The sequence below is a fragment of the Streptomyces malaysiensis subsp. malaysiensis genome (assembly GCF_040653035.1).
Classification (GTDB): Bacteria; Actinomycetota; Actinomycetes; order Streptomycetales; family Streptomycetaceae; genus Streptomyces; species Streptomyces malaysiensis.
In genome coordinates this window covers 872,372-885,136 of record NZ_JBEZNG010000001.1, presented here as the reverse complement: position 1 = coordinate 885,136, position 12,765 = coordinate 872,372, and the positions used below count along the sequence as shown (strand labels likewise).

Genomic DNA, 12,765 nt, shown 5'->3' with positions numbered 1-12,765 from the left:
CCTCTCCTCACACCCCCCCACTCCCTGATTCCCCGCACAACCGCATAAGGCCCCGACCGGCGCGCCGCTCTCGTCGCCGGTTCGGTCACCCATCCCTGCCCAGTGCCATACAACCGACGGGAGCACCCCTTCTCGTGGCCACCTTCCTCTATAAACTCGGCCGATTCGCCTTCCGGCGACGCGGCTTCGTCGCCCTGATATGGGTGGCGCTGCTCGCGGTCGCGGGCGTCGGCGCCGCCACCGCCTCCCAGCCCGCCAACGACAGCTTCTCCATCCCCGGCACCGAGGCCCAGAAGGCATTCGACCTGCTGGAGCAGCGGTTCCCCGGGGGTAACGCGGACGGCGCCACCGCCCGTGTGGTCTTCCGCGCCCCGAGCGGTGAGAAGATGACCGACCCGGCGAACAAGGCGGTGGTCACCAAGACCGTCGCCGAGCTCCAGGCCGGCTCTCCGCAGATCGCCTCGGTCGCCGACCCGTACCAGGCCCACGCCGTCAGCAAGGACGGCTCCACGGCGTACATCCTGACCAGCTACAAGGTCAACTCCATGGAGCTGAAGGACGCCGCCAAGGACAGTCTGAAGGAAGCGGGGGAGAAGGCCGAGAAGTCGGGTCTGACGGTGCAGATCGGGGGTGACGCGCTCCAGGAGATGCCCGAGACCGGCTCCACCGAGATCATCGGCATCGCGATCTCCGCGGTCGTGCTCGCCATCACCTTCGGCTCGCTGGTCGCCGCCGGACTGCCGCTGCTCACCGCGCTCATCGGCGTCGGCATCGGCATCTCGGCGATCACCGCTCTCGCCACCACGCTGGGGCTGTCCACCACCACCTCCACACTGGCGATGATGATCGGCCTCGCGGTCGGTATCGACTACGCGCTCTTCATCGTCTCCCGCTACCGCGCGGAGCTGATGGAGGGACGGGACCGGGAGGAAGCCGCCGGACGTGCCGTGGGCACCGCGGGCTCCGCGGTCGTCTTCGCCGGCCTCACGGTGGTCATCGCGCTGGTCGGTCTCGCCGTCGTCAACATCCCGATGCTGACCAAGATGGGCTTCGCCGCGGCCGGTACGGTCGTCATCGCCGTCCTCATCGCGATCAGCCTCATCCCGGCGGTGCTGGGCTTCGCGGGCAAGCGGGTGTTCGGGCGCAGGGCGCGCCGGCGGCTCGAGGAGCGCGCGGCGGCGGCCGCCGCGGGTGGCTCGCAGACCTCCGAGGAGAAGCCCAACATGGGCACCCGCTGGGCCCGCTTCGTGCTGCGCCGCCCGCTGATGGTGCTCCTGGTGGCCGTGCTCGGCCTCGGCGCGGCCGCCGTGCCCGCCGTCAGCCTGGAACTCGGTCTGCCGGACGACGGTTCGCAGCCGGTCAGCAGCCAGAAGCGCCAGGCGTACGACATGATCTCCGAGGGCTTCGGCCCCGGCTCCAACGGTCCGCTGATGGTGGTCGTCGACGCCAAGGGCAGCGATGACGCCAGGGGCGCGGCCGAGCGGGTCCGCAAGACCATCACCGGTCTGGACGGGGTGGCGGCGGTCAGCCCGGCCACGTTCAACAAGGCCGGTGACACCGCGACGCTCAGCGTCATCTCCAAGTACAAGCCGAGCAGTATCGACACCGAGAACCTGGTTGGTGACATCCGGGACGAGGCGAGCGGCTTCAAGTCCGACACCGGTGCCGAGGTGCTGGTGACCGGCCAGACGGCGATGAACATCGACATCTCGCAGAAGCTCAACGACGCGCTGGTGCCCTATCTGGTGCTTGTCGTCGGACTGGCCTTCCTGCTGCTGATGGTCGTCTTCCGGTCCGTGCTGGTCCCGCTCAAGGCGGCGCTCGGCTTCCTGCTCTCCGTCGTCGCCGCGCTCGGCGCGGTGGTCGCGGTCTTCCAGTGGGGCTGGCTGTCGGATCTGTTCGGCGTCGAGGAGACCGGCCCGATCATGAGCATGATGCCGATCTTCATGATCGGTGTGGTGTTCGGTCTGGCGATGGACTACGAGGTCTTCCTGGTGACCCGGATGCGGGAGGCGTTCGTCCACGGCGAGCGCCCCGGCCAGGCCATCGTCACCGGCTTCCGGCACGGCGCCCGGGTGGTCACCGCGGCCGCGGTCATCATGATCAGCGTTTTCGCCGGATTCATCGGCTCGTCCGAGTCGATGATCAAGATGATCGGCTTCGGCCTCGCCACCGCCGTTCTCTTCGACGCCTTCGTGGTGCGCATGGCCATCGTCCCGGCGGTTCTGGCGCTCCTCGGCAAGTCGGCCTGGTGGCTTCCGCGCTGGCTGGACCGGGCGCTGCCCAACGTGGACGTGGAGGGCGAGGGGCTGCGCAAGCAGCTCGAATCGGACCCCGCGACCCAGCGGCGCGACCGGGACTCCGACCCCGACGCGGAGCTGACCCGCGTCTGATCCGCGTCTGACACCCGGAGTCACGCTTCGGGCCCGACGGCGGCCTTCCAATCCCGGAAGGCCGCCGTCGGCGCGTTCAGGCTTCCGCCGCGTCACCGCCGCGTCGGGTGGTGAGCTCCCGCCTCACGCCTTCAGCGCGGCGATGATCTTGTCGGTAAGGCGTTCGGCGTAGGCGTCGTCCACGGGGGTCCTGATGACGGCCAGCCGCCAGTACGTCGGGCTGACCAGGAAGTCCAGACAGAGTTCGAGGTCGGTGTCCTCGGGCAACTCACCGCGCTCGACGGCCCGTTGCAGGATCTGGGCGACGTTCTCGCGCCGGGGGTCGCGAATGCCCGTCAGCAGGGCGCCGGCGAGTTCGGCGTTGCGCGATCCCTCGGCCAGCAGATCGGGAACGATGCGCGAGGCCAGGGGGTGGCTCAGGGCGGCCATGGTGTCGCGGACGAACTGGGCGACGTCCTCCCGCAGGCTTCCCCGGTCGGGGGCGCGTACGAACGCCGTCGCGGCCTTCGCGGTGAGCTCGATGGTCATGGCCTGCTTCGAGGGCCAGCGGCGGTAGACGGCGGCCTTGCCGGCGCCCGCCCGGCGCGCGACGGCCTCGATGGACAACTTCCCGTAGCCGACCGCGGCGAGTTCCTCGAAGAAGGCGGCCTCCAGGGCCCGTGTCAGATCTCCCTGGAGGACGGGGCCGCCGGGCGGGCGCTTGCCGGCGGGCGCGCCGATATTGGTGTCCATGAGGTGATCGTACACGAGACGGAACGGTTGCGTCTCGACTGTTGCCGGGAGTACGGTCGTGCTCTGTCGATACGGAACGGTTCCGTATCGTCTGGAGGTGATCTCATGAAGTTCCTCTTCGACGATGAGTCCTTCTCCTTCGAAGCGCTGCGCGCGGCCGGGTTCGCCAACTACGGCGGCGCCGACCTGGGCGAAGTCATCGCCACCGCCCGGAACATCGCGGAGGGGGACGAGGAGGGCTGGCACCGGGCATGGAAGGCGACCGCCGAGCGGGTCGAGGCCATCGGGCGGCAGTCGCTGGCCGACGGGCACCGGGTGAGCGCCCGCGAGGCGCTGCTGCGGGCGTCGAACTACTACCGCACGGCCGAGTTCTTCCTGCGCGAGAACCCCGCCACCGACCAGGAGGTCACCCTGCTCTCCTCCCGCTCGCGCGACACCTTCGCGGCCGCCGCCGGGCTCTTCGACACCCCCGTGGAGGCCGTGGCCATTCCCTACGAGAACACCACCCTGCCCGGCTATCTCTTCCTGGTCGACGACTCCGGCACTCCCCGCCCGACCGTCGTCTACACCAGCGGCTACGACTCCACCCTGGAGGAGTCCTACTTCGCCATCGCGGCCGCCGCACTGCGCCGCGGCTACAACGTCCTGGCCTTCGACGGCCCGGGGCAGGGCGCCGCGCTGCGCGAGCAGCGGCTGGTCTTCCGCCCCGACTGGGAGGCCGTGACGGTGCCCGTGATCGACTACGCGCTGGGCCGTCCCGAGATCGCCGACGACAAGATCGCCCTGTTCGGCTACAGCCTGGGTGGCTATCTCGTCGCACGCGGCGCGGCATTCGACCACCGCATCGCCGCGCTGATCCTCGACGACGGCCTCCACGACTTCCACGCTGCCTTCGAGCGGATGCTCCCGCCCGCGCTGTACCGGTGGATCGAGGAGGAGCGCGACGATGTCGCGAACCCCGTCATGGCGATGCTGGCCACGGCCAGCACGCAGGTGCGCTGGGCGCTGCGCAACGGCGTCTGGGCCATGGGGGCAGCCTCGTTCGCCGACCTCGTCCGCATGTCCCGCCGCTACACCCTGGCCGACAGCGCCGACCGCATCACGGCTCCCACGCTGATCATGGACGCCGAGAACGACCAGTTCTTCAAGGGCCAGGCGGCCGAGGTCGAGAAGGCCCTCACCAGTGCCCCCACCCGCCTCGTCACCCTCACGGAGGCCGAAGGGGCCGGTGAGCACTGCCACATGGGCGCGATGGGGCGGGCCCACCAGGTCATGTTCGACTGGCTCGACTCCACGCTGCCCACCGGGCTGCCCCGAGTCGCGTAGCGGCGGCTCCGTACGGGAATCGTAGCGGCGACTCCGCACGGGAGTCCGATTCGCGGCGTAGGCGCTCTTGCGAACGACTTGCAGGTACGGGCTACCATCGGGCCGATAGTTGCAGCTCAGGAGCGGAGTCCTGCCATGCATGTGCCCGACGGATTCATAGACGCGCCGGTGTCGGTGGCCACCGGTGTGGTCGCCGCGGGGGCCGTCGCGGTCAGTTTGCGCGGTGCCCGGCGGGAGCTCGACGAGCGGACCGCGCCACTGGCCGGGCTGGTGGCGGCGTTCATCTTCGCCGTGCAGATGCTGAACTTCCCCGTCGCCGCGGGGACCAGCGGGCATCTGCTGGGCGGGGCGCTGGCAGCGATACTCGTGGGGCCGTATACGGGGGTATTGTGCGTCTCCGTGGTGCTGCTGATGCAGGGCGTCCTGTTCGCGGACGGCGGTCTCACCGCGCTCGGCGTCAACATCACGGACATGGCCGTGGTCACCACGGTCGTGGCGTACGCGATCTTCCGCACGATCGTGAAGCTGGCCCCGCACCGACGCCGTACGGTCACTGTCGCGTCCTTCGTGGCGGCACTGATCTCCGTACCGGCCGCGGCCATCGCGTTCACCGCGATCTACGCGCTCGGCGGTACGGCGGACGTGTCGATCGGCAAGGTCTTCACGGCGATGGTCGGTGTGCATGTGCTGATCGGCATCGGCGAGGCGGCGATCACCGCGCTGACGGTCGGCGCCGTCGTGGCCGTACGGCCGGATCTGGTCTACGGAGCGCGCGGGGTGACGGCGCGTCCGCTGGAGATCCGCGACAGCCCGCTGGCCCCGGCCGCCCCGGGGGCGGTGGCCCGAGCCGAGGCCCCGGCGGCAGAACCCGCGACGGCAGAATTCACGACTGCCGAACCCACGACTTCCGAACCCACGGTGGCGACATCCCGGACCCCCGAGCCCGTCGCCGCGCCGCGGCGGTCGGCGCGGCATGTGTGGTGGGCCGGGCTCGCGGCCGCGCTGCTGTGCGCCGGGGTCGTCAGCTTCTACGCCTCCGCGAGCCCCGACGGGCTGGAGAAGGTCGCCCATGACAAGGGGATCGACCAGAAGGCGGAGGACCACGCCGCCAAGGACTCGCCGCTCGCCGACTACGGCGTCAAGGACATCTCCGACGCCCGGATCTCCGGCGGGCTCGCCGGGGTGATCGGGGTGGGGGCCACGCTCGCCGTCGGCTCCGGGGTCTTCATCGTCGTACGGCGGCGCAGGGCGACGGCCGAGAGCGGGAGAGTCTGACGATGGGCGCGGGACACGCGCACAAGCTCTACCGGGAGGGCCGGTCGCCCGTCCACGCCCTCCCTCCGCACTGCAAGATCGCCGCGGTCTTCTGCTTCGTCCTGGTCGTCGTCTCCACGCCCCGCGAGGCCGTCTGGGCCTTCGGGGCGTACGCGGTGCTGCTGGCCGGGGTGGTGGCGGTGGCCCGGATACCGGCCGGGTATGTGCTGCGGCGGCTGCTGATCGAGATCCCGTTCGTGGCCTTCGCCGTGCTGATGCCGTTCATCGCGGAGGGCCCGCGGGTGGAGGCGCTGGGGATGTCGCTCAGCGAGTCCGGGCTGTGGAGCGCCTGGAACATCCTCGCCAAGGGCACCCTCGGCGTCGCCGCCTCCGTCCTCCTGGCGTCCACGACCGAGCTGCGCGCCCTGCTGCTGGGGCTCGAGCGGCTGCGGATGCCCTCGCTGCTGGTGCAGATCGCCTCGTTCATGATCCGCTACGGGGACGTCATCTCCGATGAGATGCGCCGGATGCGGATCGCCCGTCAGTCGCGCGGCTTCGAGGCGCGCGGGGTGCGGCACTGGGGTGTGCTCGCCTCCTCGGCGGGGGCGCTGTTCATCCGCTCCTACGAGCGTGGCGAACGGGTCCACCTGGCGATGGTCAGCCGGGGCTATACGGGCACCATGCCGGTGATCGACGATGTGACGGCGTCCCGTGCCCAGTGGCTGTACGCCGCCGCCCTCCCGCTGACCGCGCTGGTGGTCTGCCTGACCGGATGGATGCTCCCATGACCGACCCCGCCACCACTCCGCCGTCCCTCCAGGTGTCCGGTCTGGCCTATGCGTACCCCGACGGCCATCAGGCCCTCTTCGGGGTCGATCTGACCGTGGCCCGCGGGGAGCGGGTGGCGCTGCTCGGCCCCAACGGCGCGGGCAAGACCACTCTGGTACTGCACCTCAACGGCATCCTCACCGCGGGCGCCGGGACGGTCACGGTCGCGGGGCTGCCCGTGGCCAAGGCGCATCTGGCCGAGATCCGCCGCCGGGTGGGCATCGTCTTCCAGGACCCGGACGACCAGCTGTTCATGCCGACCGTGCGCGAGGACGTGGCCTTCGGGCCGGCCGCGGCCGGGCTGCGCGGCGCGGAGCTGGAGGAGCGGGTGCGCCGCGCGCTGGAGCGGGTCGGGATGGCGGAGTTCGCCGACCGGCCGCCCCACCACCTCTCGTTCGGGCAGCGGCGGCGGGTGGCCGTGGCGACGGTATTGGCCATGGAGCCGGAGATCCTCGTCCTGGACGAGCCCTCGTCCAACCTCGACCCGGCCTCACGCCGCGAACTCGCCGACATCCTGCGGTCCCTGGAGGTGACCGTGCTGATGGTCACCCACGATCTGCCGTACGCGCTGGAGCTGTGCCCGCGCTCGGTGGTGCTCAGCGGCGGGGTGATCGCGGCGGATGGCGGAACGCAGGAGCTGCTGTGCGACGAGGAGCTGATGCGCGAACACCGGCTGGAGCTCCCCTTCGGTTTCGACCCCCGGTCGGTGACGGCGCCGGTGCGGTGATGCCCGGTGCGGTGACGTTGAGGCGGGGGTGAACGGATCCGCTGCCTTACGCCTCCAGCGCCGCGAGGCTGGTCCGTACCGCGCGCACCAGCGCCTGCGCACGTGGATCCGCGGTGACCCCGCGCCGCATACCGTTGGTGACGTAGGCGAAGCCGATGCGCGCCTCCGGGTCGGCGAAGGCGAGCGAGCCCCCGCGCCCCGGGTGGCCGAAGGAGCCCGGCCCCAGCAGCGGGCAGGCCGGGCCGTGCAGCATATAGCCGAGGCCGAAGCGGGTGCCGACGACCAGGACCTGGTCCGGACCCGCGGACTCCTCGGTACGGGCCATCGTCAGCGTCGCCGGGGCGAACAGCCTGCCCCCCGAGCGGACCGTACGGGCCGAGGGCAGCGGGCCGATCAGCGCCGCGTAGAAGCGGGCCAGCGCCTCGGCGGTCGCGACCCCGCCCGAGGCGGGCAACTCGGCGGCGAGATACGCGGGGTCGTTCTCGTCCGGCACCGGGGTGATCGCGGCGAACGCCCGCCGGGTCAGCGACTCCGGATCCCGATACGCCTCGGCGACCGACCGCTTGGGGCGCAGCCGCGGCCCCGCGGAGGCGGGCGCGGCGGGCGGCTCCACCGCCGCGATCCGGCCGACCCGGCCGCGCTGCTCCTCGGGCAGCCCGAGCCACAGGTCCAGCCCCAGCGGCCGGGCGATCTCCTCGGCGATCCACCGTCCGATGGTCCGCCCGGTGACCCTGCGCACCAGCTCGCCCAGCAGCCAGCTGTACGTCTGGGCGTGGTAGCCGTGTGCCGTACCGGGCTCCCATACGGGGCGCTGGGCGGCGACGGCCAGCGGCCCGGATATGCCGTCGATGGCCTGGTCGGGGGTGAGCGGGGTGTCGAGAACGGGCACGCCGGTGCGGTGCGCGAGCAGATGGCGCACCAGCACCCGCTCCTTGCCGGTCGCCTTGAACTCCGGCCAATAGGTGCTGACCCGGCCGTCCAGGTCCAGCTGGCCGCGCTGATGCAGCAGCAGCGGAACGGCGGCGGCGACGCCCTTGGTGACCGACCGGACGACCTGGGCGGTGTCCTGGGTCCAGGGCTCATGGCCGCCCTTGGACTCCTCACGGCCGTCGGACCCCTCGCCGCCGTCGGGCACCTCGCCGCCGTCGGAACCCTCGCCGCCGTCGAAGTCATCGGCGCCGTCGGGCGTCTTAGTACCGCCCCACAGATCGACGACCTTCTCGCCCTCCCGGTAGAGGACCACGGCCGCGCCGCGCTCCCCGTGCCGGGTGAAGTTCGCCGCGAAGGCGTCCCGGACCGGTCCGAAACCGTCCGCCACCGTGCCCTGGACGTCCACCACTGTCCGACTCCCGCCATGCCGACCCGAGCGTGTGTGCTGTGTTTCTCCTTATGGTGCAACGTCCCGCGCGTGAGGATCATGCCGGGGCCGGGCATGATCCCCGGCGGACCCGCCGCCAAGAGGCGGCGGCGGTCACCCGGGCTACGAGAAGGGGCACATGGTGCGGAGATTCGAGGGGTACGCGGTCATGCTCACCGGCGCGGGACGCGGGATCGGGGAGGTGACCGCGCGCCGTTTCGCCGACGAGGGGGCCAGGGTGCTGATCACCGACCTGGACGGCGAACGGGCCGCCAAGGCCGCCGCGTCCATACGGGCCGACGGCGGCGAGGCCGAGTCGCTGGGCTGCGACGCGGCCCTGCGGGCGGACGCCGAGGCGGCCGTGGCGCACGCCGTAAGGAGCTTCGGAAGGCTGGACGTCCTGGTCAACGGCGCCCACTCGTGTCATGTCGACACCCCGCTGTTCGAGGACCAGCCGGAGGACGAGTGGCAGCAGGACATCGATGTCACCCTCGGAGGGGCCTTCCGCTGCTCCCGTGCCGCGCTGCCGCATCTGGCCGCCGCGGACGGCCGGGGCGCGATCGTCAACGTCGGCTCGGTCAACGGCCTCCAGGACTTCGGCAACCACGCCTACAGCGCCGCCAAGGCGGGTCTGGGCAGCCTCACCCGCACCCTGGCCGCCCACGCCGCCGGGCGGGGCGTCCGCGTCAACCTCGTGGCCCCCGGCACGATCCGCACCCCCGCCTGGGACGGCCGGGAGGACACCCTGCGCCGCGCCGCCGAGGTCTACCCCCTCGGCCGGGTCGGCGAACCCACCGACATCGCCGCCGCCATCACCTTCCTCGCCTCTTCCGACGCCGCCTGGATCACCGGGATCACCCTCCCCGTGGACGGCGGGATCACCACCACGAACGTGGCGGTGCGCAGGGCTTTCGGTCACTCCGAGACGCCCAGCGAGACATAGTCGTAACGGCCCTGCCATGGCCCGCCCGTATAGACGTTGGTCAGCCGGGAGCCGCGCCAGATCACGCTCTTCTGGAACAGGATGGGCAGAAACGCGGCGGAGTCGGAGATCCTCCGATTGATCTGGGCATAGTCGCTCCCGGCCTTCTCCGGGTCCTGTTCGGCGATGGCCGTGTCGAAGAGGTGGTCGATGGCGGGGTCGTCCAGCTCCGCGATATTGGTGTTGCCGGTGCTCCGGATGAGACGGCCGTCGGCGAGCGGCTGCAAGAAGCCCTGACCGCTCGGGAAGTCGGGGAGCCACCGGTAGATGACGATGCCGTAGCCCTTCTTCTTCACCGTCGAGGGGGAGCCCACCGTCTCGTGGTATTGCGCGAAGTCGATCCGATCGATCTCGACCCTGATACCGACCTTTCGCAGCGACGACTGGAGCGACTCGGCGACGTTCATATCGCTTCCGCTGTTACGGACCGGGATGGTGGTCGTGAAGCCGTCGGGCTTGCCACATGCCTTCAATTCCGCTTCGGCTTTGGCGGTGTTCGGCTTGCCCTTGTTCTTGAGCGTCCCGTACGGGTCGTAGGAGGAGTCGGAGCCCGGGATCGCGGGCGGGAGCATATGGGGCGCGATATCGCCGGCCAGCGGGCCGCCGGAGGCTGTTCGGACGTTCTCCCGGTCCGCCGCGTAGAGGACCGCCTTACGGCAGTGGACGTTGTCCATGGGTTTGACGGAGCGCGGGAGGGCCGCGAACAGGAGCCCCGCGGTGTGCGGGTTGTCCAGCTGATCACTGAGGCGGGAATTGCCCTTGGCCATGGCGAGGGCTTGGTCGGTGAGCCCCCAGGAATCCAGGTCCAGATCGTACTTGCCTGAGAACAGGGCCTGTGCGTTCGCCTGGTCGTCCTCGTTGAAAGCCACCGTGATCTGGTCGGGAAGGGCGGTGCGGATCGGGTCGGACGACCGATTCCACTTGCTATTGCGGACCAATTTCAGCGACTGGCCCGGCTGATAGGGGCCGAATTCGTAAGGTCCCGAGGAGAAGGGCTTCTTCTGGTACTGGTCCTTGGCGTCCTTCTCTTTTTTCACGGGGGACGCGGACGGGGTCGCGAGCATATGCTCGAAGTCGCCGTTGGCTTTCGGCAGTTTGAAGACGATGGTCCGCTCGTCCCGGATCTCGATGGCCTTCAGGCCCAGCTTGTCCTCGGAGGTGTCCTTGTACGGCCCCTTGTAGGTGAGGCCGGGGTCGAGTGCCTCCTGGAGGAAGGTCGGGCCACCCGGGATCTCGTCCTGGGCCCAGATCCGCTCGATGCCGTATTTGATGTCCTCGGGCGTGATCGGGGAGCCGTCCTCCCAGGTGATCCCCTTGCGCAGGGTGTAGGTGTACGTCTTGCCGCCGTCGGTCACCTCGGCCTTCTTCTCCGCGAGGTCCGGGACCAGTTCGTTGCCGCCCTCACCGGGTTTGGGGGCGTAGGTGACCAGTTGGCGGGCGTAGTAGCGCGAGAAATTCCAGACGCCGCCGGAATAGGTGCGCTGGGGGTCCCATGAATCCGCTTCGTTCCTGCTGATGAACTTCAGCGTCCCGCCCGGCTTCGTCGAGGCGTTGACGACGGCGTCCTTGGTCGCGGTGTCGTACCCGGAGGTGGGGCCCGGCTTCGGCTTGCCGGACGACTTCGACTCCGACGGGTGTTGCCCGGAGTTGTCCTTGGCGGAGTCCTTCATCCAGGACATCGCCAGGGGTATGCCCGCGGCCACCAGGGCGACGACGAGCGCTCCCGCCAGCCCGTAGGCGACGGCGCGGCGGCGGCCCGATGAGGCGCCGCCGGGGGAGGGGAGCGGGGCGGGCAACGGCAGGGCCATCGGCGACCAGGTGGGCATCGGCGGCACCCCGGGCGGCGACGCGGCCGCCGGGCCCGGTGCGCGGTCCGAGGACCTCGGCCCCGGCTCGTACGGCGGCGTGCCAGTGCCAGTGCCAGTGCCAGTGCCCGTGAACGTGCCCGTGAACGTGGGTGGCGGCGTCGGTTCGTGGTCGTACGGCGGGGGCGGTGGGCCGAAGCCGGGCGGCGCCCAGAGGGCATTGCGGGCCAGGGCGAGCCCGCCCGCCGTATTGCGGTCGCGCTTCTGCGGCAGCGGCCGCCCCTTGGCCCGCAGCGCGCCGTACACCTGCGCGTAGACCGTGTCCAGGTCCAGCAGTTCCGGTCCGCCCGGCACCCCTCCGCGCAGCAGCCGCAGCAGCTCGCCTGTGAAGGCCGTATGGGGCTCACCGGGCGGGGCGAGCGCGAAGCTGGTGTCGGGGACGGAGGCCAGCAGATAGGTGCCCTCGATCTCCACCTGGTCGATCACCGCCGCCGCGCCCGCCGCGCCCATGAACCCGAGGACGCGGCCGCTGAAGCAGCAGTCCAGCAGCATCACTTGACGCCCGGCCCGCCCGTCGAGCACGACGTCGCGCAGTGTGCCGTACGGCAGCCCGGTGTAGGAGCGGTGCTGGATGGATCCGCTCAGCCCCAGGAAGAGCTCGCCGCGGCGCGGTTCCACGAGGCCGTGTCCGGCGAAGTACACCAGCAGGGTGTCCGTGGCCTCCTCGGCCGCGGTCCGGACGGCCTCGAGGACCTCGACCGCGGTGGCCGGGTCCTCGATGACCGCGCAGTGCTCGGGCGCCAGCCCCCAGGACAGCGGGGCGCACAGGGCCTCGGCCAGCGCGCTCAGATTGTTGGCCACCGCCGGGATCTGCTCCAGGTGGGCGTAGCGGCTGGTGCCGATGAGCACCGCGCGGCTGGCGGCCGGGTCGGGCAGAACGGCCACGGCTATCGCCCTTCTCCGCCGTCGGCCCGACCGTCCCGGTCCCGGTCCCGGTCCGGGTCGGGCGGCTCGGGGGCGGTTGGGGGCTCCAGCACGTCGAGCAGACGCCTCAGCTCCTCGTCGTCGCCGCCGTCGAGGGAGACCGTAAGGTCGCCGCGGCGTACGGTGATCCGCCGGGCGTGCGGGCGCGTCTGCCGCCAGGTGGACAGCGCCAGCGCGAAGGATGCCGCGCTCCAGGCGTTGTCCGTGATCAGCTGGAGCACATCGGTGACCACGCCCATCTGGCCGGGCGACGGCTCGGCCTGGACCAGCTCCACATGGGCGCCGCGGCGCGCGCCCGGATCCCGGCTCAGCCAGTCGCGGAGCGATCGCAGCTCCGCCTCCCCACCGCTCACCGCTACGTCGATCCGCACCAAGTC

Annotated in this window: 10 protein-coding genes; 6 read left to right on the top strand and 4 right to left on the bottom strand. The window is 71.0% G+C overall.

The window, feature by feature from the left end:
• Positions 1 to 134: 134 nt before the first annotated feature.
• Positions 135 to 2,393: an MMPL family transporter gene (locus AB0E24_RS03905; RefSeq protein WP_359374705.1), complete on the top strand. Its 2,259-nt coding sequence runs from the start codon at positions 135 to 137 to the stop codon at positions 2,391 to 2,393.
• Between the two features lie 123 nt (positions 2,394 to 2,516).
• Here the strand turns inward: AB0E24_RS03905 and AB0E24_RS03900 are convergent, their stop codons facing one another.
• The gene (locus AB0E24_RS03900) at positions 2,517 to 3,125 is read right to left on the bottom strand and encodes a TetR-like C-terminal domain-containing protein (protein ID WP_069864797.1); all 609 of its coding nucleotides are present in this window, start codon (positions 3,123 to 3,125) and stop codon (positions 2,517 to 2,519) included.
• Positions 3,126 to 3,230: 105 nt separating this feature from the next.
• Between AB0E24_RS03900 and AB0E24_RS03895 the strand changes: the two genes are divergently transcribed.
• The 4 genes from AB0E24_RS03895 to AB0E24_RS03880 all read left to right on the top strand — a co-directional run bounded on the left by AB0E24_RS03895 (position 3,231) and on the right by AB0E24_RS03880 (position 7,260).
• Positions 3,231 to 4,451 (top strand): alpha/beta hydrolase family protein, encoded by a 1,221-nt coding sequence (locus AB0E24_RS03895; RefSeq protein WP_359374703.1) that lies wholly within the window; start codon positions 3,231 to 3,233, stop codon positions 4,449 to 4,451.
• Positions 4,452 to 4,586: 135 nt separating this feature from the next.
• A complete protein-coding gene (locus tag AB0E24_RS03890; RefSeq protein ID WP_187286967.1) occupies positions 4,587 to 5,726 on the top strand; it encodes an energy-coupling factor ABC transporter permease in 1,140 nt (379 codons plus the stop codon).
• A gap of 2 nt (positions 5,727 to 5,728) precedes the next feature.
• Positions 5,729 to 6,493: a cobalt ECF transporter T component CbiQ gene (cbiQ, locus tag AB0E24_RS03885; RefSeq protein ID WP_069864793.1), complete on the top strand. Its 765-nt coding sequence runs from the start codon at positions 5,729 to 5,731 to the stop codon at positions 6,491 to 6,493.
• Positions 6,490 to 7,260 carry an energy-coupling factor ABC transporter ATP-binding protein gene (locus AB0E24_RS03880; RefSeq protein WP_069864791.1) on the top strand — a complete coding sequence of 257 codons (771 nt, stop codon included), beginning with the start codon at positions 6,490 to 6,492 and terminating at the stop codon, positions 7,258 to 7,260. The genes cbiQ and AB0E24_RS03880 overlap by 4 nt, the downstream gene beginning before the upstream one ends.
• 46 nt (positions 7,261 to 7,306) lie before the next feature.
• Here the strand turns inward: AB0E24_RS03880 and AB0E24_RS03875 are convergent, their stop codons facing one another.
• A complete protein-coding gene (locus tag AB0E24_RS03875) occupies positions 7,307 to 8,599 on the bottom strand; it encodes a serine hydrolase domain-containing protein (RefSeq protein WP_359374700.1) in 1,293 nt (430 codons plus the stop codon).
• A gap of 160 nt (positions 8,600 to 8,759) precedes the next feature.
• On the opposite strand from AB0E24_RS03875, the gene AB0E24_RS03870 reads away from it, so the two are divergent.
• Complete coding sequence (locus AB0E24_RS03870) at positions 8,760 to 9,560, top strand: SDR family NAD(P)-dependent oxidoreductase (protein ID WP_079260624.1); 801 nt, start codon at positions 8,760 to 8,762, stop codon at positions 9,558 to 9,560.
• Here the strand turns inward: AB0E24_RS03870 and AB0E24_RS03865 are convergent.
• Positions 9,533 to 12,349: a caspase, EACC1-associated type gene (locus tag AB0E24_RS03865; protein ID WP_359374699.1), complete on the bottom strand. Its 2,817-nt coding sequence runs from the start codon at positions 12,347 to 12,349 to the stop codon at positions 9,533 to 9,535. The two genes, AB0E24_RS03870 and AB0E24_RS03865, sit on opposite strands and share 28 nt — an antisense overlap.
• Positions 12,350 to 12,351: 2 nt before the next feature.
• On the bottom strand, positions 12,352 to 12,759 hold the full coding sequence (locus tag AB0E24_RS03860; RefSeq protein ID WP_174885012.1) for an effector-associated constant component EACC1: 408 nt from the start codon (positions 12,757 to 12,759) through the stop codon (positions 12,352 to 12,354).
• Between the last annotated feature and the right edge of the window lie 6 nt (positions 12,760 to 12,765).